At 71.9% G+C, this 25,495-nt stretch carries 28 protein-coding genes; 11 read left to right on the plus strand and 17 right to left on the minus strand.

The window, feature by feature from the left end:
- The first annotated feature begins 135 nt into the window (after nucleotides 1-135).
- Entirely contained in the window at nucleotides 136-648 is a 513-nt protein-coding gene (locus ACIBVL_RS36270; protein ID WP_399104249.1) for a hypothetical protein, read from the plus strand.
- 218 nt (nucleotides 649-866) lie between these two features.
- Here the strand turns inward: ACIBVL_RS36270 and ACIBVL_RS36275 are convergent, their stop codons facing one another.
- Nucleotides 867-1,607: a hypothetical protein gene (locus ACIBVL_RS36275; protein ID WP_399104251.1), complete on the minus strand. Its 741-nt coding sequence runs from the start codon at nucleotides 1,605-1,607 to the stop codon at nucleotides 867-869.
- Nucleotides 1,608-1,839: 232 nt separating this feature from the next.
- On the opposite strand from ACIBVL_RS36275, the gene ACIBVL_RS36280 reads away from it, so the two are divergent.
- From ACIBVL_RS36280 to ACIBVL_RS36290, 3 genes are read left to right on the plus strand one after another with little or no spacing between them, the layout of a single operon-like run.
- Nucleotides 1,840-3,129: a magnesium transporter MgtE N-terminal domain-containing protein gene (locus ACIBVL_RS36280; RefSeq protein ID WP_399104253.1), complete on the plus strand. Its 1,290-nt coding sequence runs from the start codon at nucleotides 1,840-1,842 to the stop codon at nucleotides 3,127-3,129.
- Nucleotides 3,119-3,733, plus strand: a complete 615-nt coding sequence (locus ACIBVL_RS36285; RefSeq protein ID WP_399104255.1) for a DUF1003 domain-containing protein — start codon at nucleotides 3,119-3,121, stop codon at nucleotides 3,731-3,733. The genes ACIBVL_RS36280 and ACIBVL_RS36285 overlap by 11 nt, the downstream gene beginning before the upstream one ends.
- Before the next feature lie 43 nt (nucleotides 3,734-3,776).
- Nucleotides 3,777-4,910, plus strand: coding sequence for an Mrp/NBP35 family ATP-binding protein (locus ACIBVL_RS36290; RefSeq protein WP_399104257.1), 1,134 nt, complete (start codon nucleotides 3,777-3,779; stop codon nucleotides 4,908-4,910).
- Nucleotides 4,911-4,971: 61 nt separating this feature from the next.
- Here ACIBVL_RS36290 and ACIBVL_RS36295 read toward each other — a convergent pair whose 3' ends face one another.
- The 5 genes from ACIBVL_RS36295 to sigE form a co-directional block, all read right to left on the minus strand.
- Nucleotides 4,972-5,634, minus strand: coding sequence for a hypothetical protein (locus ACIBVL_RS36295; RefSeq protein ID WP_399104259.1), 663 nt, complete (start codon nucleotides 5,632-5,634; stop codon nucleotides 4,972-4,974).
- Between the two features lie 196 nt (nucleotides 5,635-5,830).
- Nucleotides 5,831-6,259, minus strand: coding sequence for a sec-independent translocase (locus ACIBVL_RS36300; RefSeq protein ID WP_399104261.1), 429 nt, complete (start codon nucleotides 6,257-6,259; stop codon nucleotides 5,831-5,833).
- A 269-nt stretch (nucleotides 6,260-6,528) separates the two neighbouring features.
- The gene (locus ACIBVL_RS36305) at nucleotides 6,529-8,208 is read right to left on the minus strand and encodes a S1C family serine protease (protein WP_399104263.1); all 1,680 of its coding nucleotides are present in this window, start codon (nucleotides 8,206-8,208) and stop codon (nucleotides 6,529-6,531) included.
- A 91-nt stretch (nucleotides 8,209-8,299) separates the two neighbouring features.
- A complete protein-coding gene (locus ACIBVL_RS36310; RefSeq protein WP_399104265.1) occupies nucleotides 8,300-9,274 on the minus strand; it encodes an anti-sigma factor family protein in 975 nt (324 codons plus the stop codon).
- Complete coding sequence (gene sigE / locus ACIBVL_RS36315) at nucleotides 9,271-10,053, minus strand: RNA polymerase sigma factor SigE (protein ID WP_399104267.1); 783 nt, start codon at nucleotides 10,051-10,053, stop codon at nucleotides 9,271-9,273. The genes ACIBVL_RS36310 and sigE overlap by 4 nt, the downstream gene beginning before the upstream one ends.
- Before the next feature lie 163 nt (nucleotides 10,054-10,216).
- Between sigE and ACIBVL_RS36320 the strand changes: the two genes are divergently transcribed.
- Complete coding sequence (locus tag ACIBVL_RS36320; protein WP_399104381.1) at nucleotides 10,217-10,915, plus strand: O-methyltransferase; 699 nt, start codon at nucleotides 10,217-10,219, stop codon at nucleotides 10,913-10,915.
- A 119-nt stretch (nucleotides 10,916-11,034) separates the two neighbouring features.
- Here ACIBVL_RS36320 and ACIBVL_RS36325 read toward each other — a convergent pair whose 3' ends face one another.
- Nucleotides 11,035-11,202, minus strand: a complete 168-nt coding sequence (locus tag ACIBVL_RS36325) for a DUF3117 domain-containing protein (protein WP_003966491.1) — start codon at nucleotides 11,200-11,202, stop codon at nucleotides 11,035-11,037.
- A gap of 379 nt (nucleotides 11,203-11,581) precedes the next feature.
- Here ACIBVL_RS36325 and ACIBVL_RS36330 point away from each other — a divergent pair, with 379 nt between their 5' ends.
- On the plus strand, nucleotides 11,582-12,373 hold the full coding sequence (locus ACIBVL_RS36330) for an enoyl-CoA hydratase/isomerase family protein (RefSeq protein WP_399104269.1): 792 nt from the start codon (nucleotides 11,582-11,584) through the stop codon (nucleotides 12,371-12,373).
- A 214-nt stretch (nucleotides 12,374-12,587) separates the two neighbouring features.
- On the opposite strand, the gene ACIBVL_RS36335 is transcribed toward ACIBVL_RS36330, so the two are convergent.
- Nucleotides 12,588-13,172, minus strand: coding sequence for a DNA-3-methyladenine glycosylase I (locus ACIBVL_RS36335; protein ID WP_399104270.1), 585 nt, complete (start codon nucleotides 13,170-13,172; stop codon nucleotides 12,588-12,590).
- A complete protein-coding gene (locus ACIBVL_RS36340; RefSeq protein WP_399104383.1) occupies nucleotides 13,169-13,522 on the minus strand; it encodes a DivIVA domain-containing protein in 354 nt (117 codons plus the stop codon). Before ACIBVL_RS36340 ends, ACIBVL_RS36335 begins: the two co-directional genes overlap by 4 nt.
- Before the next feature lie 131 nt (nucleotides 13,523-13,653).
- Here ACIBVL_RS36340 and folP point away from each other — a divergent pair, with 131 nt between their 5' ends.
- Nucleotides 13,654-14,514: a dihydropteroate synthase gene (gene folP / locus ACIBVL_RS36345; RefSeq protein WP_399104272.1), complete on the plus strand. Its 861-nt coding sequence runs from the start codon at nucleotides 13,654-13,656 to the stop codon at nucleotides 14,512-14,514.
- A 7-nt stretch (nucleotides 14,515-14,521) separates the two neighbouring features.
- On the opposite strand, the gene ACIBVL_RS36350 is transcribed toward folP, so the two are convergent.
- Nucleotides 14,522-15,280, minus strand: coding sequence for a TIGR00730 family Rossman fold protein (locus ACIBVL_RS36350; protein ID WP_399104273.1), 759 nt, complete (start codon nucleotides 15,278-15,280; stop codon nucleotides 14,522-14,524).
- A gap of 122 nt (nucleotides 15,281-15,402) precedes the next feature.
- Complete coding sequence (dapE, locus tag ACIBVL_RS36355) at nucleotides 15,403-16,482, minus strand: succinyl-diaminopimelate desuccinylase (protein ID WP_399104275.1); 1,080 nt, start codon at nucleotides 16,480-16,482, stop codon at nucleotides 15,403-15,405.
- A gap of 94 nt (nucleotides 16,483-16,576) precedes the next feature.
- On the opposite strand from dapE, the gene ACIBVL_RS36360 reads away from it, so the two are divergent.
- A complete protein-coding gene (locus ACIBVL_RS36360) occupies nucleotides 16,577-17,578 on the plus strand; it encodes a heavy metal transporter (protein ID WP_399104277.1) in 1,002 nt (333 codons plus the stop codon).
- 271 nt (nucleotides 17,579-17,849) lie between these two features.
- On the plus strand, nucleotides 17,850-18,302 hold the full coding sequence (locus ACIBVL_RS36365) for an ATP-binding protein (RefSeq protein WP_399104279.1): 453 nt from the start codon (nucleotides 17,850-17,852) through the stop codon (nucleotides 18,300-18,302).
- A gap of 70 nt (nucleotides 18,303-18,372) precedes the next feature.
- On the opposite strand, the gene ACIBVL_RS36370 is transcribed toward ACIBVL_RS36365, so the two are convergent.
- Together ACIBVL_RS36370 and fdxA are read right to left on the minus strand one after the other, a co-directional pair.
- Nucleotides 18,373-19,464, minus strand: coding sequence for a bifunctional succinyldiaminopimelate transaminase/glutamate-prephenate aminotransferase (locus tag ACIBVL_RS36370; protein WP_399104281.1), 1,092 nt, complete (start codon nucleotides 19,462-19,464; stop codon nucleotides 18,373-18,375).
- Between the two features lie 116 nt (nucleotides 19,465-19,580).
- Complete coding sequence (gene fdxA, locus ACIBVL_RS36375) at nucleotides 19,581-19,901, minus strand: ferredoxin (protein WP_003998156.1); 321 nt, start codon at nucleotides 19,899-19,901, stop codon at nucleotides 19,581-19,583.
- Between the two features lie 140 nt (nucleotides 19,902-20,041).
- Here fdxA and ACIBVL_RS36380 point away from each other — a divergent pair, with 140 nt between their 5' ends.
- Together ACIBVL_RS36380 and ACIBVL_RS36385 are read left to right on the plus strand one after the other, a co-directional pair.
- Nucleotides 20,042-21,037: a GNAT family N-acetyltransferase gene (locus tag ACIBVL_RS36380; protein WP_399104385.1), complete on the plus strand. Its 996-nt coding sequence runs from the start codon at nucleotides 20,042-20,044 to the stop codon at nucleotides 21,035-21,037.
- On the plus strand, nucleotides 21,034-21,876 hold the full coding sequence (locus ACIBVL_RS36385) for a tetratricopeptide repeat protein (RefSeq protein ID WP_399104283.1): 843 nt from the start codon (nucleotides 21,034-21,036) through the stop codon (nucleotides 21,874-21,876). The genes ACIBVL_RS36380 and ACIBVL_RS36385 overlap by 4 nt, the downstream gene beginning before the upstream one ends.
- 43 nt (nucleotides 21,877-21,919) lie before the next feature.
- Here the strand turns inward: ACIBVL_RS36385 and ACIBVL_RS36390 are convergent, their stop codons facing one another.
- The 4 genes from ACIBVL_RS36390 to ACIBVL_RS36405 are packed head-to-tail and all read right to left on the minus strand — an operon-like array spanning nucleotide 21,920 to nucleotide 25,407.
- Nucleotides 21,920-22,537 carry a response regulator transcription factor gene (locus ACIBVL_RS36390; RefSeq protein WP_399104285.1) on the minus strand — a complete coding sequence of 206 codons (618 nt, stop codon included), beginning with the start codon at nucleotides 22,535-22,537 and terminating at the stop codon, nucleotides 21,920-21,922.
- A gap of 10 nt (nucleotides 22,538-22,547) precedes the next feature.
- On the minus strand, nucleotides 22,548-23,741 hold the full coding sequence (locus ACIBVL_RS36395; protein ID WP_399104287.1) for a sensor histidine kinase: 1,194 nt from the start codon (nucleotides 23,739-23,741) through the stop codon (nucleotides 22,548-22,550).
- Nucleotides 23,738-24,493 carry an ABC transporter permease gene (locus ACIBVL_RS36400; protein WP_399104289.1) on the minus strand — a complete coding sequence of 252 codons (756 nt, stop codon included), beginning with the start codon at nucleotides 24,491-24,493 and terminating at the stop codon, nucleotides 23,738-23,740. The genes ACIBVL_RS36395 and ACIBVL_RS36400 overlap by 4 nt, the downstream gene beginning before the upstream one ends.
- Entirely contained in the window at nucleotides 24,490-25,407 is a 918-nt protein-coding gene (locus ACIBVL_RS36405; protein WP_399104291.1) for an ABC transporter ATP-binding protein, read from the minus strand. Before ACIBVL_RS36405 ends, ACIBVL_RS36400 begins: the two co-directional genes overlap by 4 nt.
- Between the last annotated feature and the right edge of the window lie 88 nt (nucleotides 25,408-25,495).

A 25,495-nucleotide genomic window follows, 5' to 3' on the forward strand; every position in this document is an offset into this window, starting at 1 on the left:
GGGGGGCGCGCCGCCCCGGGGGCGGGGCCCCCCCCCCCCGGGGCCGCGGGCCCCCCCCCCCCCCCCCCGGCGGGGGGGGCCCCCCCCCACCGCCGGGCAGGCGGGACTTTCACCACACGCCCTAGGCTGGGCACCATGACAAGTGAGCTGCTCGACCAGGCCCTCGTCGAGGAGGCCACCAAGAAGTCCGGCCTCATCTGGGTCAGGGGCGCCGGCCAGCCGGCCGCGCGTGCGTTGTGGCACGCCTGGCACGAGGGCGCCGCCTGTCTGGTCGGCGACGGGCCCGGTGAGCAGTCGCTGCCGGGGCTCGTCGACGGCGGTTCGGCCGAGGTCACCGTACGCAGCAAGGACAAGGGGGGCCGGCTGGTCTCCTGGACGGCGACGGTCGTCCGGCTCGAGCCCGGCTCCGAGGAGTGGGAGGCGGTCGTCGCCGAGCTGAAGGGCAAGCGGCTCAACGCACCCGACGGCGAGGCGATGCCTCAGCGGTGGGCGCGGGAGTGCAGGGTGCTGCGCCTGGAGCCGACAGGGGCGACGCTGCCGCTGCCCGACGGCGATCTGGCGGCGCGGCCCGTGCCGTCCCCCGCCCTGACCCGTGAGCCGATCCCGGCGGGCCTGCACAAGCTGCTCCTCGGAAAGCGGCGCAGGTGATCCGGTCGCTCCGCGGAGCTCCGCGGAGGCGGCTCTAGGGCGTGTTTCGAAAGTAGCGTCGTCCGCCCGGAGGGCGGGGCCCGCGGCGTCTGGTGCGGTGCATCGCAAGGCGGAGGGTCGTCCGCGTACCGGGCGTACGCGGGCGATCCCGACAACGCGGCGAGGCGCCGTGCCAGGCGTCGCGGGCCAGACGGGACTTTCGAAACACGCCCTAGGAGTCAGGACGTCGGCAGCTGCTTGCCGTAGTCCACCGTCTCGCCCTTCGCCGGCTCCTCCAGGGCGAAGTCCTTGCCCCAGGCCGAGAAGCTCAGCGTGCCCGCGCCGCCGGCGCGCACCAGGCGCAGCGGATACGGCTCGCCCTCCAGGGAGACGTCCAGGGTGCCGCCGTGGCCGCCGTCGCCGGTGATCCGGATGGTGCGCACACCGGACTGCTCGTGGTGCCCGTCCGTCTTCACCGAACCGTGCAGGGTCAGCAGACCGTCGAGGAGGAGGTCCTTGTCCGTGAAGACGCTGAACTTCTTGTACGAGGGGTCCCCGGTCGGCACCTTCACATACTTGCCGTCCAGCTTCTCCGCGGCCGCCGTGTCGGAGTCGGACTTGCCGTCCTCGTGGTTCCAGAACGCCGCGTCCGCCTTCAGGTACAGCTCCTCTCCGACCCGCAGCAGATGGAAGGTGGCCCCCTGTGCGGTGACCGACCCGGTGCCGCCGTCGGCCTTCAGGCGCATGTCGAGCTTGTACGTACGGCCGCTGGTGACCACGGCTCCCGAGAGCCGCACCGCGTCCACGGAGCCGGCGGCGGTCCTCGTCTTCGCCTGGATCTGCTCGGCGGGCAGCTTGCCCACCCCGTTCGTGCCCGCGTCCGGATCCTCGGCGCACCCCGCTCCCATGCCCACGACCAGTGCGCACATCGCGCTCACCAGTGCGGCCCGGCGGGTACGGCCCTGGGGAATCGCAGTCACGAAGACGGTTGCCTTTCTGCGGGGGTGTGCTGAGCGGCGTACGGCAGCGTACCGGGGTCTCGGGATGCCGTCGGAACGGGACCGAGGGGAGCGCTCACCAGGGCGTATCCGATCGGGACGGGCTAGCCTGAAGCCCGCAGGAGCGGGCAATCCGGAAAAGGAAAGGGAACCCAGGCAGGAGAAGCGACCCAACAGCACCGCACTCCGCACAAGGAAGCAAGGAACCACCACCATGGCAGCCGGTGTCCCCCGGATCTTCGTCTCGCACCTCGCCGGTGTCCCCGTCTTCGACCCGAACGGCGACCAGGTGGGCCGGGTGCGCGACCTCGTCGTCATGCTGCGGGTCGGACGCCGGCCACCGCGGCTGCTCGGCCTGGTCGTCGAACTGTCCACCCGCCGCCGCATCTTCCTGCCCATGACCCGGGTCACCGGCGTCGAGTCCGGCCAGGTCATCACCACCGGTGTGCTCAACGTCCGCCGCTTCGAGCAACGGCCGACCGAGCGGCTGGTCTTCGGGGAGCTGCTGGACCGGCGCGTCACGCTCGTCGAGACCGGCGAGGAGGTCACCGTCCTCGACGTGTCCGTGCAGCAGCTGCCGGCCCGCAGGGACTGGGAGATCACCCGGGTCTTCGTCCGCAAGGGCAGAAAGGGCAGCGCCTTCCGGCGTGCCAAGGGCGAGACGCTGACCGTGGAGTGGTCGGCGGTCACCGGGTTCTCGCTGGAGGAGCACGGGCAGGGCGCCGAGAGCCTGCTCGCCACCTTCGAGCAACTGCGCCCCGCCGACCTCGCCAACGTCCTGCACCACCTCTCCGCCAAACGGCGCGCCGAGGTCGCCGCCGCCCTCGACGACGACCGCCTCGCCGACGTCCTGGAGGAACTCCCGGAGGACGACCAGATCGAGATCCTCGGCAAGCTGAAGGAGGAGCGCGCGGCGGACGTCCTGGAGGCGATGGACCCCGACGACGCGGCCGACCTGCTCGCCGAGCTGCCCGAGGCGGACAAGGAGCGGCTGCTGAGCCTGATGCAGCCCGACGACGCGGCCGACATGCGGCGCCTGATGTCTTATGAGGAACACACCGCCGGCGGTCTGATGACCACCGAGCCGATCATCCTGCGCCCGGACGCCACCGTCGCCGACGCCCTCGCGCGCGTACGCAACCGCGACCTCTCCCCCGCGCTCGCCGCCCAGGTCTACGTCTGCCGCCCGCCCGACGAGACGCCCACCGGCAAGTACCTCGGCACGGTCCACTTCCAGCGGCTGCTGCGCGAACCGCCGTACACGCTCGTCAGCGCCGTCCTCGACGACGACCTGCAGGCCCTCGCCCCGGACGCCGCGCTGCCGGTCGTCGCCGGGTTCTTCGCGACGTACGACATGGTCGCGGCGCCCGTCGTGGACGAAGCGGGCTCGCTTCTCGGGGCGGTGACCGTGGACGACGTACTGGACCACATGCTGCCGGAGGACTGGCGGGAGACGGAGTTCCACCTCGACGAGGGTGAGGAGGTGACTCCGCATGTCTCCTGAGCGCGAGAGCACACGCGACCGCACACCCGTCGGCGCGACCGCCACCACGCGCCCGCGCGTCCGGCTCGACCAGCCGCGCCCGCCCCGGCGCAGGCTGCTGCCGGAATGGGACCCCGAGGCGTTCGGGCGGCTGTCGGAGCGCATCGCGCGCTTCCTCGGCACCGGACGGTTCATCGTCTGGATGACGGTCGTCATCATCGTGTGGGTGCTGTGGAACGTCTTCGCCCCGCACGACCTGCGCTTCGACAACTACCCCTTCATCTTCCTCACCCTGATGCTGTCCCTCCAGGCCTCCTACGCCGCTCCCCTGATCCTTCTCGCGCAGAACCGGCAGGACGACCGCGACCGCGTCAACCTCGAACAGGACCGCAAGCAGAACGAGCGGTCGATCGCGGACACCGAGTACCTCACCCGGGAGATCGCCGCGCTGCGCATGAACCTGGGCGAGGTCGCCACCCGGGACTGGATCCGCTCCGAGCTGCAGGACATGCTCAAGGAGCTGGACGACCGGCGGGACGGCCACCGGGAGCACGGTGGCGGTCATGGCGCTCATGTCGTATTCCCGGCAGATCACCCGCGGGGACGTGACGCAGACGACCGTTGAGGGGCTGGGCGGGGGGCCCGGGGGGCGCCGTACCATCGTCCTTATGGCTAGCGATGACGCGGTGCGCGAGGCACTGGCGACGGTGAACGACCCCGAGATCAACCGACCCATCACCGAGCTCGGGATGGTCAAGTCGGTGGAGATCGGCGCGGACGGAGCGGTCGCGGTGGCCGTGTACCTGACGGTCTCCGGCTGCCCGATGCGCGAGACGATCACCCAGCGCGTGACCGAGGCGGTCTCCCGGGTCGAGGGCGTCACCCGCGTCGACGTCACGCTCGACGTCATGAGCGACGAGCAGCGCAAGGAGCTGGCGAACGCCCTGCGCGGCGGCCAGGCCGAGCGCGAGGTCCCCTTCGCCAAGCCCGGCAACCTCACCCGCGTGTACGCGGTCGCGTCCGGCAAGGGCGGCGTCGGCAAGTCCTCGGTGACGGTGAACCTCGCGGCGGCGATGGCGGCCGACGGCCTCAAGGTGGGCGTCGTCGACGCCGACATCTACGGCCACTCCGTCCCGCGCATGCTGGGTGCCGACGGCCGCCCCACCCAGGTCGAGAACATGATCATGCCGCCGTCGGCGAACGGCGTGAAGGTCATCTCCATCGGCATGTTCACCCCGGGCAACGCCCCGGTCGTGTGGCGCGGCCCGATGCTCCACCGTGCCCTCCAGCAGTTCCTGGCGGACGTGTACTGGGGCGACCTGGACGTCCTGCTCCTGGACCTGCCGCCCGGCACGGGTGACATCGCGATCTCGGTGGCCCAGCTGGTCCCGAACGCGGAGATCCTCGTCGTCACCACCCCGCAGCAGGCGGCGGCCGAGGTCGCCGAGCGGGCGGGCTCCATCGCGGTGCAGACCCACCAGAAGATCGTGGGCGTGGTCGAGAACATGTCCGGACTCCCGTGCCCGCACTGCGGCGAGATGGTCGACGTCTTCGGCACGGGCGGCGGCCAGACGGTCGCGGACGGCCTGACCCGTACGACGGGCGCCACGGTCCCGGTCCTGGGCAGCATCCCGATCGACGTCCGCCTGCGCGAGGGCGGCGACGAGGGCAAGCCGGTCGTCCTGACCGACCCGGACTCCCCGGCGGGCTCGGCCCTGCGCGCGATCGCGGGCAAGCTGGGGGGACGGCAGCGGGGTCTGTCGGGGCTGTCGCTGGGGATCACCCCGAGGAACAAGTTCTAGACCAGTTCCGGACCGCCGCACGACGATGGGGTGCCCTCCGCCGGGAGGGCACCCTTTTGTGCTACTGGGCGTACGCCGTGATGTCCTTGACCACGGAGAAGCCGAGCCCGTACGCGCTCATGCCTCTCCCGTACGCCCCCAGGTGCACCCCTTCCCGGGTCGAGCCGGCCAGCACCCAGCCGAACTCGGACTCGCGGTAGTGGAAGGGCGTCGGCACACCGTCGACGGGGAGGGAGAGGATCGACCAGTCGGGCCCCGACAGGTCGTCCGCGAGCACCCAGGCCGTCTCGGTCTGCTGGTCCAGCCAGTCGTCGCGCAGGCTGTGGTCCATCTGGCCCGGCCAGGTGAAGGACAGCAGGCCCACCCCCGCGAGCCAGGCCGCGGAGGACACCGAGGTGGCCTCCAGCAGCCCGGTGCCGTCCGCGCTGCGCCGTACCGGGTTCGCGGCGACGGTCACGACGACCGCGAACCTCCCCCGGTCCTCGCCGGCCGTCTCGTGCCGTACGGAGGGTTCGTCACCGTGTCCGACGGAACCGTGCTCGACGGCGCCGTCGGCCGCCGTGCCCACCTGCATCAGCCAGCGCGGCCCTGTGAAGGCCTCGTCGAGGCCGTACCAGGGGAAGGGTACCTCCAGGTAGCCGTCGATGATGCGCCGGGCGGAGGGGACCTGTGGTCCGCCCTCCGCGGCCGGCGTCTGCGCGACTGCCCGACTCGTCGTCTCCATGTGCCCGGACGCCTCCTCGCTTCTCGACGGAGCCGGCCGGCCCGCCCCCCTTCGGGCGTACTCGTCCGCTCCGCACAACAACCAGGCAGCATAGCCACCCCTCCCGGGAGGACGGGGAAGCCGCCCGGCGCGCAGGTCGCGCGGGGCGGCTCAGGGGTCGCCCGGAAGGGGCGCGGAGGTCGCTCGGGCGGGTCGCTCAGGTGGCGTCCGCGTCGAAGGGCGGACGGTCGTCCTTGCCCGGGTCCTCGGGCTTCTTGGTCATGTCGATGCGGCCGCCGGAGCCGCCCGCGGAGCTGTCCGCGTCACGGCTGTGGACGGCGTCGGTGACCTCGGCCATCTCCTTCTTCAGGTCGAAGCCGTTGCGGATCTCCTTGAGCCCCAGTTCGTCGTTGTCCAGCTGCTTGCGGATGAACGTCTTGGGGTTGAGGTCCTCGAACTCGAAGTCCTTGAACTCCGGGCCGAGTTCCTGCCGGATGTCCTGCTTGGCGCTCTCCGAGAACTCACGGATCTTCCGGACGGTGCGCATCACGTCCGCGATGACCTTCGGGAGCTTGTCCGGACCGAAGACGAGCACGGCCAGGACGACGATCGTCACCAGCTCGAGCGGGCCTATGTCATTGAACACCTGAAGCTCCTTGCGATGTCCGCGGTCCTCGGCCCTCTGCGGTCAGGTCAGGTCTTCCGTGGTCCGGGCCGGGTCCACGGTACCTGTCACACCTGGCCGACCGGTACCGTCCCGCCGGGTCCGAGTGGGTGTACGCGGCCGGTTTTTCGCGTTGTTTGCCTTGTGGGAGCCGCTTTCGGTGCCCGATCTGTGAGGTTTCTGTCAATCCCTGTGGGATGCGGAGGCCAATCCCTGTGGGATGCGGGGGCCGACCGCCGTCCCCCCGCCGCTCAGGTGCCTTCGGCGGAGCCGAGGACGAGGGAGAGCGTACGTTCCTCCCCGCCGCGTTCGATGGTCAGCTCCAGGCGGTCGCCGGGGCGGTGCGCACGGGTCTTGACGATCAGCTCGTCCCCGGAGTGGATACGGGTGCCGTCGACCTCGGTGATGACGTCCCCGGCCTTGATGCCGGCCAGGTCGCCGGGCCCGCCCGGGGTGACCGTGGGACCGCCGCTGCCCTTGGTGCTGACGCGGGCGCCGTCCCCGGCGTAGGACAGGTCCAGGGTGATGCCGATGACCGGGTGGGTGGCCTTGCCGGTGTTGATCAGTTCCTCGGCGACGCGCTTGCCCTGGTTGACGGGGATGGCGAAGCCGAGGCCGATCGAGCCTGCCTCGCCGCCCTCCTGGGCGGAGCCGTCGGCGGCGGACCGGATGGCGGAGTTGATGCCGATGACCCGGCCCCGGGAGTCGAGCAGGGGCCCGCCGGAGTTGCCGGGATTGATGGGCGCGTCGGTCTGCAGGGCGTCCACATAGGACACATCGCTCCCGTCGGCGCCCCCGCCGCCGGCCGTGATGGGCCGCTCCTTGGCGCTGATGATCCCGGAGGTGACGGTGCCCTCCAGGTCGAAGGGGGCTCCGATGGCGACGACCGGGTCGCCGACCTGGACGTTGTCGGAGTTGCCGAGGGGAAGGGGCTTCAGCCCGCCGACCCCGCTCACCCTGACGACGGCGAGGTCGTACCCGCTGTCCCGGCCGACCACCTCCGCCTCGGCGGTCTGCCCTCCGTTGAAGACGACGGTTATCCTGCCGTCGCTCCCGGCGGGTTCGACGACGTGGTTGTTGGTGAGGATGTGGCCGAGGGTGTCGAGGACGAACCCGGTGCCGGTGGCCGACTCCTCGCTCCCGCTGACATGCAGCGTGACCACGCTCGGCAGGGCCCGCGCCGCGATCCCGGCGACGCTGTCCGCGGCCCGCCCGGTGGGCTCCGCGGACGCCTGCGGCAACTCCACCCCACCGATGCCGCCGTTGCGCTCCAGCTGAGCCCCCACGACCCCACCGAGCACCCCTGAGGCCAGCGCGAGGGCCAACGCTCCCCCGACCAGGCGCTTGCGCACCTGCCTGCGCCGCTCGCCCTCGGTGGGGACGGCAGCACCGGTCCGATGAAGGGGGACGGGGGACCAGGGGTCGTAGCGCTGCCAGAGGTCGGGGGCGGGGACAGGCACGGGTGCGGAGGTGGGCGAGGGCGCGGGTTCGGCGGTGGGCGAAGGCGCGGGTGCGGCGCTCGGGATGGGCGCAGGCACGGCACTCGGGGCAGGCGCAGGCATGGCGCTCGGGAGGGGCGCGGATGTGGTCTCGGTGTGTGTGACGGGCGCGGTCGGCGCCGTGCCCTGTACGGCGGTGGCCGCCGGGTGCTGCACGGGCGGCGCGGGCGCCCAGGGGCCCGGCTGGCCGTACGGCGGGGTGCTGTAGGGGTCGGGATCGTGCAGGGGCTTGGGGGGCTCGTCAGCGACCGGGGCGGGGGCCTCGGGTGCTGCCTCGGCGGGTGACGGAACCGGCGTGCTCAAGGGCCGGCTCAGTTCGTAGTCACCGTCCTCCACACCCGTTCCCGCACCCGTCTCGGCCCCTGCGCCCGTCGCGACGTCATCGGCCTCGCCGCCGGAGGTCCCCGCCATCGTGGGCTTCCCCTCGTCCATGCTCTCCCCCCAGTCGGGCCCGGTCGGTGGCTGGGCGAACCCCGCCTCCTGGATTGAACCAGGTTCGCGGCGGACCGGCCCAGCGGCCGGGTCAGCGGGCGTTCTGCGAGGACGGCGAGGTGCTGGGGGCGGAGGTGGTGTGGGGGACCGGCGCGGCGAGCAGGCCGGGGCCGGTGGCCTCGGGAGCGGTGGTCCAGGAGCTCAGGGCGATCGGCGGGGTCGTACCGAGCGGACGTATCAGAGGGGACATGGCCGCTGCTCCGGCGACGACGGGCGCGGCGAGCCGGTGCAGAGCCGTCTGCTCCACCTGCCCGGTGGCCGGGGACGGCACGCCGGGCAGCAGCGGGGCGGACACCTCCGTCGGCGCCGCCGGGGTACCGAGGAACTGGCCCCCCTGGGCGAGCAGCGGCCCGGCGGCCCGGCGCCGCTGGTTCTCGGGGGTCGTGGCGGAGCCCGTGCCCGGGGTGCGGGCCGGGGTCACGTTGCTCCCGCCCAATCCGCCGCGCGCGTCCGCGGCGGTGTCGACCGGCGCTCCGGTGTTCATGCCGCCCAGGGCGATCGCGGCCAGCGACACGGCACCGGCGGCGACGAAGGCGAACCGCATGCCCCGCGAGCGCTCGGTGTCATGGCGGTCGCCGCCACGGCCGACGGGATGGATGCGGAAGCCGCGGTCCGGGGCGGTGGGGGGAAGGGCCGAGCCATGGCCGCGGGCGGGCACATAGCCGAACGAGAACGGCTCGTCCCGTCTCACTCCGAAGACTCCGTCGGCGAATCCGCCCCCGCCGAGCGGCGTGCCGCCGCCGTCCGGGTCACCTCCTCCGGGGAGCCCCTGGAGACGGGCCAGAAAGCTCTCGGAGGGGGCGGGCGGGGCCACTTCCGCGAAGACGTTCTTCAGCCGGCGCTGGGCGTCGACCTCCGCCTTGCACTTCGGGCAGGTCGCCACATGCGCCAGCACCCGCTCACGGGTGTCATGACCGAGTTCGCCGTCCACCAGGGCGGAGAGCCGGTCTCCCAGATGCTGCTCCGCGAGGAGTCCCTCGGCGGGATTGCGTCGAGTTCCACTCACGCGGTCGCGCCCCCTCCTCCCAGAGCGGGAACACGGGACACGAAGGAGCGGCGCTCGGCGCGGGCCGTGGGCGAGCGGTGTGCGAGGGCCTTGCGCAGCTGCGAACGGCCGCGGTGGATGCGCGAGCGGACCGTGCCCAGCTTGACGCCGAGGGTCGCGGCGATCTCCTCGTACGACAGTCCTTCGATGTCGCACAGGACGACCGCGGCGCGGAACTCGGGCGCGAGGGTGTCGAGGGCCTGCTGGACGTCCGCGTCGAAGTGGGCGTCGTTGAAGACCTGCTGCGGAGTCGGCTCCTTGCTGGCCAGCCGCTCGGCCGCGTCCTCGCCGAGCGCGTCGAACCGGATGCGCTGCTTGCGGCGGACCATGTCCAGGAACAGGTTGGTCGTGATGCGGTGCAGCCAGCCCTCGAAGGTGCCCGGCGTGTACGTCGACAGGGAGCGGAAGACGCGGACGAAGACCTCCTGGGTGAGGTCCTCGGCGTCGTGCTGGTTGCCGGTGAGCCGGTAGGCGAGCCGGTAGACCCGGCCGCTGTGCATGCTGACGATCTCCTCCCAGGTGGGCGGAGTCCACGCCTGCCCGTCCGCGTCGGTGGAGAAGGTCGCGGTCTGGGTCTGGCCGGTGAAGCCGGCGGCGTGACTGTGGTCAGCAGCGGTGTCGTTCACGGATGTCGGCCTGCCCGCCGATCCGAGGAAGCGCCGCAGCACTCCTCCCCGATCCACAGGCGCGGCCGCACCTCCCCTGTCAGCTCTGGTGGTGTCCAGTGGAGCCCCTACCATAGCCACCTCGCCCGTTAGCTCCGGATAAGCGGTTTTACGAGAATTTGATCTGTGCTGATACGGCTCATACTGCTGCGTCAGCACTTGCTCGGCATCCCGTCCCTCGTCGTGATCCAACTGTGTCCCCCCGTCCTCGTTCCCACCCCTTCAAACGCCCGGTCCCATCTGCGGGTTCCCGGCGGCAACGGATACAGTCACGCCCAGGCAACCACGGGGACAGGAGAGGGTCATTACCGGCAACCGGCAGACGAGCTGGGCGTTCGCCGACGCCTATGTCGCCGAGGACGAAGCGCTGCGCTGGGCCCGCGACCGGGCCCGCGAGGCAGGGCTGCGCTCGGTGTCGCCCAGCACGGGCGCCGCGCTGCGACTGCTCGCCGCCACCGTGGACGCGAAGGCGGTCGCGGAGATCGGCACCGGTACCGGTGTCTCCGGGATCCACCTGCTGTACGGCATGCGCCCCGACGGCGTCCTGACCACCGTCGACCCCGAACCCGAGCACCAGCAGTTCGCCCGGCAGGCCTTCCGCGCCTGCGGCTTCGCCAGCAACCGGGCCCGTTTCATCCCCGGCCGCGCCCTCGACGTCCTGCCCCGCCTCGCGGACGCCGGCTACGACCTGGTCTTCTGCGACGGCGACCGGCTGGAGTTCCTCGACTACCTCGCGGAATCGTTGCGTCTGCTGCGTCCGGGCGGCCTCGTCGTCTTCGAGGGTGTCTTCGCCAACGGCCGTACGGTCGACTCCGGCCCGCAGCCCACGGAGGTCATAAGGATCCGGGAGCTGCTGCGGGCGGTGCGCGAGAGCCAGGAACTGGTGCCGTCCCTGCTGCCCGTGGGGGACGGGCTGCTGTGCGCGGTCAAACGGTGAGCGCTGGACCGTAGGGGCAGCGCGGCATCCCCTGCCCCTGGGCGAGGCCGTAGGAGCAAACAGGGCCCCGGCATCCAGGGGGATGCCGGGGCCGCTGAAAGGGTATGGTCGCTTGCGCGTCAGCCGACGACCTTCTTGAGGGCGTCGCCGAGCGCGTCGGCCTCGTCAGGGGTCAGCTCGACGACGAGCCGACCGCCGCCTTCGAGCGGAACGCGCATGACGATGCCCCGCCCCTCCTTGGTCACCTCGAGCGGGCCATCACCCGTCCGCGGCTTCATGGCCGCCATGCTCGTTCCCCTTCCTGAAACCAGCTCACGTGAAAGCCGACGGCCCTGGCAGGGCACGCGCGGCCCAGCGTGGGACACGCGACACCGGCATCGAACACATTGCTTCCAAGCCATTATCCCGCATCTCAGGACCCTATGACCAACATCAGTAGGCATCGCTTGGGCAACGCGCGCGAGCAAAACCACTCAATTCGGCGATGTGACTGCGATACTGCCCGGCCGTACGGACAGGCGCGGTCGGCAGACCGAGCCGAATTCTTTGACGCAGGTCACACGTCGGGTCCGGCCCCTGGACGGTGATCTCCGCCATGCTGTCCTTCGTACACCGGCGTACCGACCAGTAGTACGCCGGGGAGCCGCGACACGGAGGGGATACGCCATGGCCGACACCGTGCTCTACGAGGTGAGTGACGGACTCGCGACGATCACCCTGAACCGCCCGGAGGCGATGAACGCGCTGAACGTGGCGACCAAGGTCGCCCTGCGGGACGCGGCGCGCGCGGCGGCGGACGACACGGACGTACGGGCGGTACTGCTGACCGCCGCCGGGGACCGGGCCTTCTGCGTCGGCCAGGACCTCAAGGAGCACATCGGGCTGCTGGCCGAGGGCTCGGGGCACGTCATGAGCACGGTCAAGGAGCACTACAACCCGGTGGTGCGGGCGCTGACGGAGGCGCCGAAACCGGTGGTCGCCGCCGTGAACGGGGTCGCGGCGGGCGCCGGCTTCGGGTTCGCCCTGGCCGCGGACTACCGGATCGTGGCCGACACGGCGTCCTTCAACACGTCGTTCGCGGGTGTCGCCCTGACCGCCGACTCGGGGGTCTCCTGGACCCTGCCACGGGTGATCGGGCCCGGCCGCGCCGCCGACCTGCTGCTCTTCCCGCGCACCATCAAGGCTCAGGAGGCGTACGAGCTGGGGATCGCCAACCGCGTCGTGCCCGCGGCCGCGCTGCGCACGGCGGCCGAGCAGGTGGCGCGGATGCTGGCCGAGGGGCCGACGGTGGCGTACGCGGCGATCAAGGAGGCGATGGCGTTCGGTTTCTCGCACTCGCTGGCCGAGACCTTGGAGAAGGAGGACGAGTTGCAGACCCGGGCGGGTGCGTCTGAGGACCATGCGATCGCGGTGCGGGCCTTCGTCGACAAGGAAGAGCCGAAGTACCTGGGCCGTTGAGTCCGGAGCCGCACATCGATGCGGCCCCGCGCCCGTCCTAGGGCGTGTTTCGAAAGTAGCGTCGTCCGCCCGGAGGGCGGGGCCCGCGGCGTCTGGTGCGGTGCATCGCAAGGCGGAGGGTCGTCCGCGTACCGGGCGTACGCGGGCGATCCCGACAACGCGGCGAGGCGCCGTGCCAGGCGTCGCGGGCCAGACGGGACTTTCGAAACACGCCCTAGGCGGGTCTGCTCACGCAGGTCGCCAAGTGGTCGTTCACCAGCCCGCACGCCTGCATGAGGGCATAAGCCGTCGTCGGGCCCACGAAGCGCAGGCCCCGTTTCTTCAGGGCCTTGGACAGGGCCGTGGACTCGTCCGTCACCGCCGGGACGTCGGCCAGGCTCTTCGGCACCGGGCGGGTGGCCGGGTCCGGGGCGTGGGACCAGATCAGCTCGTCGAGCTCGCCCGGGGTCCACTCGGCCAGCACGCGCGCGTTCGCCAGTGTCGCGTCGACCTTGGCGCGGTTGCGGATGATGCCCGGGTCGGCCAGGAGGCGCTCGCGGTCCTCGTCGGTGAAGGCGGCGACCGAGGCGATCTCGAAGTCGGCGAAGGCGGTACGGAAGCCCGGGCGGCGGCGAAGGATCGTGATCCAGGACAGGCCGGACTGGAAGGCCTCCAGGCTGAGGCGTTCGAAGAGCGCGTCGTCGCCGTGGACCGGGCGGCCCCACTCCTCGTCGTGGTACGTCACGTAGTCGGGGGTCGAGAGGGCCCATGGGCAGCGCAGGGCGCCGTCCGGGCCGGCCACGGCGGTGCCGTCGCTCACTGCTCGTCCTCCGAAGCGGGCTTCTCGAAGGAGACGTGGTGCTGCCTGGAGGTCTGGACCCCGGCCAGGGCGGACTCCAGGTCGGCGATGCGGGCGTCGCGCTCGGCGAGCTCGGCGGCGAGGCGGTTCAATGCGTCGTCGACGTCCTCCATGCGGTAGCCGCGGGCGGCCAGCGGGAAGCGGAGGTGGTCGACGTCCGACCGGTCGACCGGCCGGTCCTGCGGCAGCGGGTCGTGCAGCCGCTGGGGCGCCGCCTCGGGCAGCGGGCCGGTGCCCTCGCCGCCGCCCACCACGGCGAGTGTCACCGCGGCGACCACCACGGCGAGCGCGATGACCAGGAACAAGAACATAACCATCGGTGGGTCCCCAGGCTCGGTGTGCTCGGTCTCGAATGTGTGTGGGTCCGATCGTGCCATGCGGGTCCGGCAGTTAGGGTCACAGGCGGCGGAAGTGCAGGACGTACCAGGAGAGGTCACAGGCGATGCTCAGGCTCGGCAGGCGTGAGTTCGGGGCCCACGAGCCGGTGGTCATGGCGATCGTGAACCGGACCCCGGACTCCTTCTACGACCGGGGGGCCACGTTCCGCGACGAGCCGGCGCTCGCCCGCGTGGAGCGGGCGGTGTCGGAGGGTGCCGCCATCATCGACATCGGCGGGGTGAAGGCGGGGCCGGGCGAGGAGGTGACGGCCGAGGAGGAGGCACGGCGGACGGTCGGGTTCGTGGCCGAGGTGCGGCGGCGGTTCCCGGACGTGATCATCAGCGTGGACACCTGGCGGGCGGAGGTCGGGGAGGCGGTCTGCGAGGCGGGCGCGGATCTGCTGAACGACGCGTGGGGCGGCGTCGACCCGGGGCTGGCGGAGGTCGCCGCGCGGTACGGGGTCGGGCTGGTGTGCACGCACGCGGGGGGCTCGGAGCCTCGGACGCGCCCGCACCGGGTGACGTACGACGACGTCATGGCCGACATTCTGCGGGTGACCGTGGGGTTGGCGGAGCGGGCGGCGGGGCTGGGGGTGCCGAGGGAGTCGATCCTGATCGATCCCGGGCACGACTTCGGGAAGAACACACGGCACAGCCTGGAGGCGACTCGGCGGCTGGGCGAGATGGTGGAGACGGGGTGGCCGGTGCTGGTGTCCCTGTCGAACAAGGACTTCGTGGGGGAGACGCTGGACCGGCCGGTGAAGGAGCGGGTGGTGGGGACGCTGGCCACCACGGCCGTGTCGGCATGGCTGGGGGCGCAGGTGTACCGGGTGCACGAGGTAGCGGAGACGCGGCAGGTGCTGGACATGGTGGCGTCCATCGCGGGCCACCGCCCACCGGCGGTGGCCCGGAGAGGACTGGCGTGAAGACGCCTTAGCGGGCCGCCTCCTTGGAGACCAGGGCCACAGCCTCGTCGACGTCGTCCGTGACGTGGAAGAGGAGGAGGTCCTTCTCCGCCGCCTTGCCCTGGGCCACCAGGGTGTTCTTGAGCCAGTCGAGCAGGCCGCCCCAGTACTCCGTGCCGAAGAGGACGATCGGGAAGCGGGTGACCTTCTGGGTCTGGACGAGGGTGAGGGCCTCGAAGAGTTCGTCCAGGGTGCCGAGGCCGCCGGGCAGGACCACGAAGCCCTGGGCGTACTTCACGAACATCATCTTGCGGACGAAGAAGTAGCGGAAGTTGAGGCCGATGTCGACGTAGGGGTTGAGGCCCTGCTCGAAGGGGAGTTCGATGCCGAGCCCCACCGAGACGCCGCCCGCTTCGGACGCCCCCTTGTTGGCCGCCTCCATCGCGCCCGGGCCGCCGCCCGTGATCACGGCCCACCCGGCGTCGACCAGGGCGCTGCCCAGCCGTACGCCCGCCTCGTACTCCGCGGAGTCCACCGGTGTGCGGGCGGAACCGAACACGCTGATCGCCGGGGGGAGTTCGGCCAGGGTGCCGAAACCCTCGATGAACTCCGACTGGATGCGCAGGACCCGCCAGGGATCCGTGTGAACCCAGTCCGATGGGGCCCGCTCGTCCAGCAGCCGCTGGTCCGTGGTGCTCGCCTGCACCTGATCCCGCCTTCGGAGGACCGGTCCCAGGCGCTGTTCCTCCGGCGGCTGCTTCTTGCCCTCGGGGTTGCCTGTAGCCATGTGAGCTCCCTCCGCTTGCGGTAGTTCGTACCTCAGCGTAGATCTACGCGGGTTACGGGCGGGGGACGTCGGCGTGTCCGCCGCGAAGCCGCCTGACGCGCCGAGCCCTCCCCCGCGCCTTCTCAGGCCGTCAGCCAGGCCCGCAGGCGCTCCTCCCCCGCCAGGACCTTGGCCGTGTCCACCCGTTCGTCCCGCTTGTGCGCCAAGTGCGGGTTGCCGGGGCCGTAATTGACGGCGGGGACGCCGAGCGAGGAGAAACGGCTCACGTCGGTCCAGCCGTACTTGGGCTGCGGGGTGCCGCCCACCGCCTCGATGAAGGCGGCCGCGGCCGGATGGGAGAGGCCGGGGAGGGCGCCCGGGCTGTGGTCGTCGACGACGAAGTCCGAGACGCCGCAGTCCGCGAAGACCTCGCGGACGTGCGCGATCGCCTCCTCCTCGGTGCGGTCCGGCGCGTAGCGGAAGTTGACCGTCACCACGCACTCGTCGGGGATCACATTGCCCGCCACCCCGCCCGAGACGCCCACCGCGTTCAGGCCCTCGCGGTACTCCAGGCCGTCGATCATCGGCCAACGCGGCTTGTACTCGGCGAGACGGGCGAGGATGGGGGCCGCCGCGTGGATCGCGTTCGAACCCATCCAGCCGCGCGCCGAGTGCGCCCGCTCGCCCCGCGTCTTCAGCAGGACCCGCAGGGTGCCCTGGCAGCCGCCCTCGACCTGGCCGTCCGACGGCTCCAGCAGCACCGCGAAGTCGCCCGCCAGCCACTCCGGGTGGGCCTCGGCGACGTGCTTGAGGCCGTTGAGGTCGGCGGCGACCTCCTCGTTGTCGTAGAAGACGAAGGTCAGATCGCGGTTGGGGGCCGGGACGGTCGCCGCGATACGGAGCTGGACCGCGACCCCCGCCTTCATGTCGCAGGTGCCGCAGCCCCAGAGGACCCCGTCCTCGTCCAGGCGCGAGGGGACGTTGCCGGCGATCGGGACGGTGTCGATGTGGCCGGCGAGGATCACCCGCTCGGGACGGCCCAGGTGGGTGCGGGCGATCACGTTGTTGCCGTACCGGTCCACCGTGAGGTGCGGCAGCGCGCGCAGGGCGGTCTCGATCGCGTCCGCCAGGGGCTTCTCGGTGCCGCTCTCCGAGGGGAAGTCGACGAGCCGCGCGGTGAGGACGGCGGCGTCCAACGTGAGATCAAGAGGGGTGTCGGCCATGCCGTCGACCCTAACGCGCCAGATGTCCGTCGCGCTCCGCACACCCGTACGCACTCGCCTCCTGCGTCTCCATACTCTCCAGTACCTTGTAGGCGTGCCAGAGCAGTCCCCCTCCTCCAAGCGCCGCGGCCGTGCCCTCCGTTTCGGGGCGGCCTGCGTGGTCATGTCCGCCGTCGCGGGCTATGTCGTGGTCCAGTACGTCACCGGCGGCACCGGCGATCCCGGCTGCAGAGTCGTTTCCGGCAAGGACGGGGCGGCGTCGTACGAGTTCACGCCCGAGCAGGCGGTGAACGCGGCGACGATCGCGGCCGTCGGCACCAACCGGGACATGCCCGAGCGGGCCGTGGCCATAGCGCTGGCGACCGCGCTGCAGGAGTCGGGGCTGCGCAACCTCACCCACGGCGACCGGGACTCGCTCGGCCTGTTCCAGCAGCGGCCCTCGCAGGGCTGGGGCACGGCCCAGCAGGTCACGGACCCGGCGTACGCGGCGGGCATCTTCTACAAGCACCTCGCCAAGGTGCCGGACTACACCGGTCTGCCGCTCACGGTCGCCGCGCAGCGCGTACAGCGCAGCGGCTACCCGGAGGCGTACGCCAAGCACGAGACGGACGCCACGCTGCTGGCCGCCGCCCTCACCGGGACCTCGGCGGCCACCCTGACCTGTGACGGACGTCTGGGCGCCACGACGACGACCACGGGTCCGGCGGCGGTGCGCGCGGCGCTCGCGCGGGACTTCGGGCGGGACGCGGTCAAGGAGGCGGCGGCGAAGGCGGGGGACGCCGAGAAGACGTCCGCGTCGACCGGTGGTGACGTTCCCGCCGCCGAGACCGAGGGGCGGACCGTGACGCTGCCCGTGTCCGAGGGGACCACCGCCGAGGGGCGCAGTGCCCGTGAGCGGGGCTGGCAGCTGGCGCACTGGGCCGTGGCCAACGCCTCGGCGCTGCACATCGAGCGGGTCTCCTACGCGGGCCGGGAGTGGACCGCCGGGAACACCGACAGTCGGTGGCGGGCGGCGGGGGCGAGCAGCACGGAGGCGGCCGGGGCGTCGGGGGCGGGCGGCGGCACGGGCAGCGTGCGGATTGTGACCGGTCAGTAGTACGGCTGTTCACCAAGGCGGGTGATGACCGGGGCGTTCCGTCGGTCGCGTGCGCACGTTTTCGCGCGGTCACCCTCCCCTCGGCCGAAAGCCTTGAGAACAAAGGGCTCCGGGGGTTTGGCCGACTTTCACATCGGGCGGGTTTCGCCCGTTTTTATCCACAGCTGATAATGCGACGCATTGCCAACTCTTTACGTCGGGCGTCCGCAACCTTCGAGGGCTTCGAGCGGTAGTCACAGCGTTCTCTGTTCTCTCCCGTCGAAGGAGCATCATGTCCCTCCCCCTGACCCGCAGGATCGCCCGTGCCGCGCTGCTCGTCGCTGCGGGAGCGGCCGCCGGGGTCGGTGCGGCCGGCTCCGCAAGCGCGGCCCCCTCCACCCTGCCCGCCGCCCCGGACCTCGGCGGGCTGACGGCCCTGGACGGGGCGAACGTCGGCAACACCGTCGACGGCGCGACGCGGAGCACCACCGGGCTCGCGGGTGACGCCGGCGGCAAGCTGGTCAAGCAGGCGGTGCCGACCGCGGGCAAGACCGGCGGCAAGGCCGTGAAGAAGGCGGCGCCGGCGGTGCAGAAGGCGGCCGGTGAGGCCGCGGGGTCCGCCGGGGACGTCCTCGGGGACACCGCGAAGACGGCCACGAAGGGTGGCCTGCCGACGGAGGGCCTCACCAAGGGCGGTCTGCCGGGCGCCGGCACCCTGCCGACGAAGGGCCTGCCGATCGGCTGAGCGGCCGGGCCGAGCCGGTGACGGGGTCCAGGGTGTTTCCTGGGCCCCGTCGCCTTGTGCGCTGCCGCGGTTACAGGCGCCGCACCGCCGCCGCGACCCGCTCGTCCGTCGCCGTCAACGCCACGCGGACGAACATCTCGCCCGCCTCGCCGTAGAAGTCGCCGGGCGCCACCAGGATGCCCAGGTCGGCGAGGTGGGCCACCGTGTTCCAGCAGGACTCGTCCCGGGTGGCCCAGAGGTAGAGGCTGGCCTCGCTGTGCTCGATGCGGAAGCCGTGGTCGAGCAACGCCTCGCGGAGGAGGGTGCGGCGGGCGGCGTAGCGCTCGCGCTGCTCGTGGACGTGGGTGTCGTCGCCCAGGGCGGCCACCACCGCCGCCTGGGTGGGCGCCGAGGTCATCATGCCGCCGTGCTTGCGGATCTCCAGGAGCGGGGCGAGGACCGCCGGGTCACCGGCCAGGAAGGCGGCCCGGTAGCCCGCGAGGTTGGAGCGCTTGGAGAGGGAGTGGACCGCGACGACGCCCTCGTACGAGCCGCCGTTCACCTCCGGGTGCAGGACCGAGACGGGGTCGGCCTCCCAGCCCAGTTCGAGGTAGCACTCGTCGGAGAAGAGCAGGACTCCGTGCTCGCGGGCCCAGGCGACGATCCGTGTCAGCTCGGCCCGGGAGAGGACCTTGCCGGTCGGGTTGGACGGAGAGTTCAGCCACAGGAGCCTCAGACCCTCGGGGTTCAGCTCGGTGGGGTCGTCGTAGACCTCGTACTCCGCGCGCGCCAGGCGGGCGCCGACCTCGTACGTCGGGTAGGCCAGCCGCGGGTACGCCACCCGGTCGCCGGGGCCGAGACCCAGCTGGGTCGGAAGCCAGGCGACGAGTTCCTTGGAGCCGACGATCGGCAGGACGTGCCGGTGGGTGACCTCGCGGGCGCCGAGGCGGCGCTCCAGCCAGCCCGTGATCGCGTCGCGCAGCGCCGGGGTGCCCCAGACCGTCGGGTAGCCCGGGGAGTCCGCCGCGTCGATCAGGGCCTTCTGGATCAGCTCGGGGACCGGGTCGACCGGGGTGCCGACCGAGAGGTCGACGATGCCGTCCGGATGCGAGGCGGCCTTCTTCTTGTACGGCTCCAGCTTGTCCCAGGGGAACGTGGGCAGGCGGTCGGAGACTGCGGACACGGTTCTGGCTCTCACTTTCTCGTACGTACGGCAAACGCCTCGGTCCCGTACGGCCCGTCAGGGTGATCAGGGCGTACGGGACCGAGGCGGCACGTTGGTGCGGGCCGCTGCTGCGGTTACTCGGCCTGCGGCGGCAGCGCGGCGACGAACGGGTGGTCCCGCTCGATCAGACCCAGCTTGCTGGCGCCGCCGGGCGAGCCGAGCTCGTCGAAGAACTCGACGTTCGCCTTGTAGTAGTCCTTCCACTCCTCCGGCACGTCGTCCTCGTAGAAGATCGCCTCGACCGGGCAGACCGGCTCACAGGCACCACAGTCGACGCATTCGTCCGGGTGGATGTACAAGGACCGGGAGCCCTCGTAGATGCAGTCGACCGGGCACTCCTCGATGCACGCCTTGTCCTTCACGTCGACACAAGGCTGCGCGATGACGTAGGTCACGCTGTCGTTCCTCCTCGATAGGGCGCTGGCGGGCCTCCTCAGGCTCCGCCGCCTGGCGCGCGGGAGCGCGGCGTCGTCGATGCCCGCCCCTAGTATCTCCGTTCTTGGGCATGATCCGAACAGGAGGGGTGGACCGACCTGTGGAAATCTCGGCCTACGGACGCCTCGAGGTCCGAATCACCACTGCTGACGTGGGCAAACGCGTCTCCGTACGGCGATTGAGTGGAGCTGGGGTCACCGAGGGGAAATTCACCGACACGGTGGGTGTTCTCACATCATGGGACGACGGTGTGCTGGTGATCACACGGAAGAGCGGGGAGAGCGTCCGCATTGACGAGTCCTCGCTGGTCGCCGGGAAGGTGGTGCCGACCGCCCCGGCCCGCCGCCGGGGTCCCGCCGCCTCCTACGAGGAACTCGCCCGGGTGGCCTCGCGGGCCTGGCGGCCCGTGGAGAGCGAGCGGCTGGGCGGCTGGGAGCTGCGGGCCGCCGCCGGGTACACCCGCCGGGCCAACTCCGTGCTGCCGCTCGGCGACCCGGGCATACCCCTCGACGAGGCGCTGGGTGCGGTACGACGCTGGTACCGAGAGCGTGGGCTGCCCGCCTACGTCCAGACCGCGACCGGCGCCGAGGGCACCCAGGAGCTGCTCTGCGCCGAGCTGGAGCGGCGCGGATGGGTGCGGGAGGTGACCGCTCAGCTGTGGATCGGGGCACTGGCGCCGATCGCCGACCGGGCGGACGCTGAGGGTGTGATGTCGGCCCGGGAGGCCGACGAGGCGTGGCTGGCCCGGTATCAGCGCAAGGGGGTGAGCGAGGTGGCCCTGAAGGTGCTGGGGAGCGGACCGTCGGTGTGGTTCGCGTCCGTGGCCGCCGCGTCCGGTGGTGCTCCCGCCGCCATCGGGCGGTGTGTCGTGGACGGGCGGTGGGCCGGGTTCGCCGCCGTCGAGGTCGATCCGGCGCAGCGGCGCCAGGGGCTCGCCACGACCGTGATGGCCGCTTTGGCCCGGCGGGCGCTGGACGAGGGCGCCTCCGCCGCCTGGCTCCAGGTGGAGGAGGAGAACGCGGGGGCGCGGGCGCTGTACGCCGGGATGGGGTTCTCGGCGCACCACGCGTACCACCACTACCGGGAGCCGTCGTGAGCGCCTACGACGCCGGTGAGCTGCGGCGGCTGTTCGCCGAGGAGGCGCGGGCCGAGCGGCCCGACCTCGCCCAGCTGTGCCTGCTGGTGGGCGCGGCGGCGGACCCCGAGCTGGACGAGGCCGGGCTGGACGCCGCGCAGGCGGAACTCGACCGGCTGGCCGGGGAGGTGCCGTACCGGCCGGGTGCGCCGGGGGCGTGGGCGGAGGCGCTGCGGGAGCTGCTGGGCGAGCGGTACGGGTTCGGCGGCTCCGCCGCGGACTATCAGCGGCTGGAGTCCTCGCTGCTGCACCGGGTGCTCGTACGGCGGCGGGGGCTGCCGATCCTGCTGTCGGTGGTGTGGGTGGAGGTGGCGCGGCGGGCGGGGGCTCCCGTGCACGGCGTCGCTCTGCCGGGGCACTTCGTGGTGGGGTTCGGACCGGCCGGGGATCCGCAGCGGCAGGTGCTGGTCGATCCCTTCGACGGGGGGCGGGTGCTGAGCGGTGGGGACGCGGAGCTGCTGGTGGCCGGGGCGACGGGGGCTCGTCTGGAGCCGTCGATGCTGGTGCCGGCCGAGCCGTTGTCGGTGGTGATGCGGATACTGAACAACATCCGGTCGTGGGCGGCGGCCCGGCCGGAGCGGTCGGATGTGGGGCTGTGGGCGGTGGAGTTGTCGCTGCTCGTCCCTTCGCATCCGGCGCGGTTGCGGTACGAGAAGGGGGCGTTGCTGGTGCAGCGGGGGGACTTTCTCGGTGGGGCCGCGGAGTTGGAGGAGTACGCCTCGTTGGTGGAGGTGGTGGACGAGCCCGCGGCCGCGAAAGTGCGGCAGCAGGCGCAGGCGGCGCGAGCGATGTTGAACTGACGGTCGTGTCGCGTCCGCGGATGCGCGGGGGCGTGGAACCCCTTCACAGCCAGCCCTTGTCCCTCGCGATCCGCACCGCCTCCGCCCTGTTGCGTGCCGCCAGTTTCTGGATCGCTGTCGAGAGGTAGTTGCGGACCGTGCCCTGGGAGAGGTGCAGGGCCGCTGCCAGTTCCGCGTTCGTCGAGCCGTCGGCCGCCGCGCGCAGGATCTCCCTCTCGCGGTCCGTCAGCGGGTTCGCGCCCCCTGCCAGGGCCGCTGCGGCCAGGGTCGGGTCGATGACCCGCTCGCCCGCGAGGACCTTGCGGACCGCCTCCGCCAGTTGGGCCGCGGGGGCGTCCTTGACCAGGAAGGCGTCGGCGCCCGCCTCCATCGCGCTGCGCAGATAGCCGGGGCGGCCGAAGGTGGTGAGGACCACCACCTTCAGGTCCGGGAACTCCTCGTGGAGTTGGGCCGCCGCCTCGATACCCGTCCGGCCCGGCATCTCGATGTCGAGGAGGGCCACGTCGACGTCGTGGGTGCGGGCGGCCGCGAGGACCTCGTCGCCGCGGGCCACCTGGGCGACCACCTCGATGTCGTCCTCCAGGCCGAGGAGGGCCGCCAGTGCCTCGCGGACCATCGACTGGTCCTCCGCCAGCAGGACCTTGATCGTGCCGTCACTCATGTGCGGGATCCTATGTCCGCGGCGGTTCCGCCGGGACGCGGGCGACCAGGTGGAAGCCGCGTTTGACGCGGCCCGCCTCCAGGGTGCCGCCCGCCTTCTCCAGGCGTTCGGTCAGTCCGGCGAGGCCGTTGCCGGGGCCCTTGCCGGAGCCCCCGGAGCCGTCGTCCTCGACGGAGAGTTCGACGACCGGGCCGTCGAGGGTCTGGCGCCGGGCGAGTGCCACCTTGCAGCGGGTGGCCCCACTGTGCCGTACGACATTGGTGATCGCCTCGCGCAGGGCCCAGGCGAGGGCGGACTCGCTCTCCTCGGGAACACCGTCGAGGCCGGTTTCGGCGGGGACCTCGGCGGTGATGCCGGCCGCCGCCAACGCGACCTGTGTGCCCGCGAGTTCGGCGGCGAGGCGGGGACGCCGGTAGCCCGTGACGGCCTCGCGGACGTCGACCAGGGCCTGGCGGCTGACCTGTTCGATGTCGGCGACCTGCCGGGCCGCCTTCTCGGGGTGGTCGGGGAGCATCCGGCCGGCCAGTTCGCTCTTCAGCGTGATCAGGGAGAGCGAGTGGCCCAGCAAGTCGTGCAGGTCCCTGGCCAGGCGCAGACGCTCCTCGTTGGCGGCCAGTTGGGCGACCGTCGCGCGGGCCTTGCGCAACTCCACCGTCGTACGGACCAGTTGGCTGACGCCCGTCATCGCGAAGCCGATGAGCAGGACCAGGACAAGCAGGTTCAGCGCCTCCTCCTCGTCGGTGCGCAGGCCGACGAGGAGCATCACGGCGCCCGTCCCCGGGATCGTCCAGAACGCCCCCCGCAGTGGGAGCGTGATCCCGCAGGCGACGGAGACATAGCAGAACAGGCCGAGCCAGGCGGAGCCGAGCGTGAGGCAGAGGACGACGGCCAGCACCGCCATCGAGGCGATGAGGCCGCCGATGAGCTTCGGGGGGTAGGAGGTCGCCCCCATGTCCCGGAAGAGGAGCGAGAGGTAGACGGCGACGAACACCGCCAGGCCCAGCAAGCCGGCCACCGTGCCCCCGGTGGTGTGGCGGCCGGAGAGCAGGTCGCGGACCGGGGAGCTGAGGAACACCAGCCAGACACCGATCCACAGCAGCTTGCGCCGCCACAGCTCACGCCGGGTGCGGACCGGCAGGCCCAGCGGGATCTGCGGTTCCCGCCGGGCCTCCTGGGGCAGCGGTTCGTCCGTCGTGGCGCTCACGCCTTCAGGGTGTCCTTCCGGTACAGCCAGGCCGCGCCGCCCGTGAACAGGGCGAAGAAGACGGCCAGCACGGCGATGTCCTCGGCATGGGGGGCCTGGTTCTGTTCGATGGCCTGTCCCAGGGCAGCGTACGCGTGGGTCGGCACCCACTTGGCCACGTCCTGCAGCCACTGCGGGAAGGTCGTCGTCGGCATCCACAGGCCGCCCAGGATCGACAGCCCGAAGTAGGTGATCATCGTGATCGGGCGGACCGCGTCCCCGCCGGCGAGGTAGCCGATCGCGACCCCCAGGGCGGCGAAGACGAGGCTGCCCGCCCATATCGAGCCGGTGAGCGCGAGCCACTGCCAGGCGTCCAGCCGTACGTCCTTCACGGCCGCGGCGACGGCGAAGACGACCACGATGGACGGAAGGCTGACCACGGCGGCGCTCGCGGTCTTGGCGAGGACGTACCCGTGGCCCGGTAGCGGGGTCAGCCGCAGCTGCCGTACCCAGCCGCTCTCGCGCTCCTTGGCGATGCGCTCGCTGTTGCCCATCAGCACGGCCGTGAGCGCTCCGAAGGAGGCCATCGAGACCATCATGTAGGTCGGCAGCGTCAGGCCCGTGCCGTCGACCTTCTCGGTGGTGTCGGCGCTGCCCGCGATCAGCAGGAAGAGGACCGAGGGGTAGATCACCGAGAAGAACAGGAACTTCCGGTTGCGCAGGGCGCGGGCGAGCTCCAGCTTGATCAGGCCTCGCGAAGCGAACGTGTTCACTTGGTCTTCGCCTCCTCGGCGGCGGTGATGGCGACGAAGGCCTGCTCGAGACCGAGCCCGGCGACTTCGAGGTTGCGGGGGTAGACGCCCAGGCCGTAGAGCGCGTGGACGGTGGCGTCGGCGTCGGAGGACTGGATGCGGACCGTCTGGCCGGATACGTCGATGGCCGTCAGGAAGGGCAGCGCCCTCAGCGCGGTCTCGTCGATCCGCTCCTCCGCCAGGTCGAAGGAGATCCTCCGCGCCCCCGCCTTCGCCTTGATCTCGGCCGCCGTGCCGTCGGCCAGCAGCCGGCCCCGGTGCAGGACCAGGACGCGGTCGGCGATCGCGTCGGCCTCCTCCAGGTAGTGGGTGGCGAACAGGACCGTGCGGCCCTGGTCGGCCTGCTCGCGCATGGTGGCCCAGAACCCCTGGCGGGTGGTGACGTCCATGCCGGTCGTCGGCTCGTCCAGGACGATCAGGTCGCTGTCACCGGCGGTGGCGAGGGCGAAGCGGACGCGCTGGGCCTGGCCGCCGGAGAGCTTGTTGACCTTGCGGCCGGCGATCTGCGCGATGCCCGCCCGGGACAGCACCTCGGAGGTCTTGTAGGGCTTCGGGTGCAGCGAGCAGGCGAGCCCGACCAGCTCGGCGACCGTGACCTCGTCCATCAGGCCGCCGCTCTGCAGCATGGCGCCGACCCGCCCGGCGACGATCGCCTCGCGCGGGCTGGTGCCGAAGACACGGACCGTGCCGCCGTCGGCCTGCTTGAGGCCGAGCAGCAGATCGAGCGTGGTCGACTTGCCGGCCCCGTTGGGCCCCAGCAGCGCCACGGTCTCCCCCGGGTGCAGTGCGAGCGTCAGACCGTCCACGGCCCGCACGTCCCCGTAGCTCTTGCTCACCTGGTCGAAGCCGACCACCGGTGCTGTCTTCGTCGTCATGACAGCCATCGTCGTCCGGCGGGCCGGGGACGCGGCAGTGTCGGCCGTCCTCGGTGCCGCATGACAGATGTCATGGCGTGCGGCATCT

The organism is Streptomyces sp. NPDC049687 (assembly GCF_044465285.1).
Lineage (GTDB): Bacteria > Actinomycetota > Actinomycetes > Streptomycetales > Streptomycetaceae > Streptomyces.

Excerpts from the sequence above, each read along its gene's own strand:
- ACIBVL_RS36280 (WP_399104253.1), top strand. The coding sequence starts at position 1,840 with ATGGCAGCCGGTGTCCCCCGGATCTTCGTCTCGCACCTCGCCGGTGTC.
- ACIBVL_RS36390 (WP_399104285.1), bottom strand. The coding sequence starts at position 22,537 with ATGAGTGACGGCACGATCAAGGTCCTGCTGGCGGAGGACCAGTCGATG.
- folP (WP_399104272.1), top strand. The coding sequence starts at position 13,654 with ATGCTCAGGCTCGGCAGGCGTGAGTTCGGGGCCCACGAGCCGGTGGTC.
- ACIBVL_RS36330 (WP_399104269.1), top strand. The coding sequence starts at position 11,582 with ATGGCCGACACCGTGCTCTACGAGGTGAGTGACGGACTCGCGACGATC.
- ACIBVL_RS36340 (WP_399104383.1), bottom strand. The coding sequence starts at position 13,522 with ATGTTCTTGTTCCTGGTCATCGCGCTCGCCGTGGTGGTCGCCGCGGTG.
- ACIBVL_RS36350 (WP_399104273.1), bottom strand. The coding sequence starts at position 15,280 with ATGGCTACAGGCAACCCCGAGGGCAAGAAGCAGCCGCCGGAGGAACAG.
- ACIBVL_RS36290 (WP_399104257.1), top strand. The coding sequence starts at position 3,777 with ATGGCTAGCGATGACGCGGTGCGCGAGGCACTGGCGACGGTGAACGAC.
- ACIBVL_RS36285 (WP_399104255.1), top strand. The coding sequence starts at position 3,119 with ATGTCTCCTGAGCGCGAGAGCACACGCGACCGCACACCCGTCGGCGCG.
- dapE (WP_399104275.1), bottom strand. The coding sequence starts at position 16,482 with ATGGCCGACACCCCTCTTGATCTCACGTTGGACGCCGCCGTCCTCACC.
- sigE (WP_399104267.1), bottom strand. The coding sequence starts at position 10,053 with ATGGTAGGGGCTCCACTGGACACCACCAGAGCTGACAGGGGAGGTGCG.
- ACIBVL_RS36295 (WP_399104259.1), bottom strand. The coding sequence starts at position 5,634 with ATGGAGACGACGAGTCGGGCAGTCGCGCAGACGCCGGCCGCGGAGGGC.
- ACIBVL_RS36325 (WP_003966491.1), bottom strand. The coding sequence starts at position 11,202 with ATGGCGGCCATGAAGCCGCGGACGGGTGATGGCCCGCTCGAGGTGACC.
- ACIBVL_RS36270 (WP_399104249.1), top strand. The coding sequence starts at position 136 with ATGACAAGTGAGCTGCTCGACCAGGCCCTCGTCGAGGAGGCCACCAAG.
- ACIBVL_RS36405 (WP_399104291.1), bottom strand. The coding sequence starts at position 25,407 with ATGACGACGAAGACAGCACCGGTGGTCGGCTTCGACCAGGTGAGCAAG.
- ACIBVL_RS36365 (WP_399104279.1), top strand. The coding sequence starts at position 17,850 with ATGTCCCTCCCCCTGACCCGCAGGATCGCCCGTGCCGCGCTGCTCGTC.
- ACIBVL_RS36305 (WP_399104263.1), bottom strand. The coding sequence starts at position 8,208 with ATGGACGAGGGGAAGCCCACGATGGCGGGGACCTCCGGCGGCGAGGCC.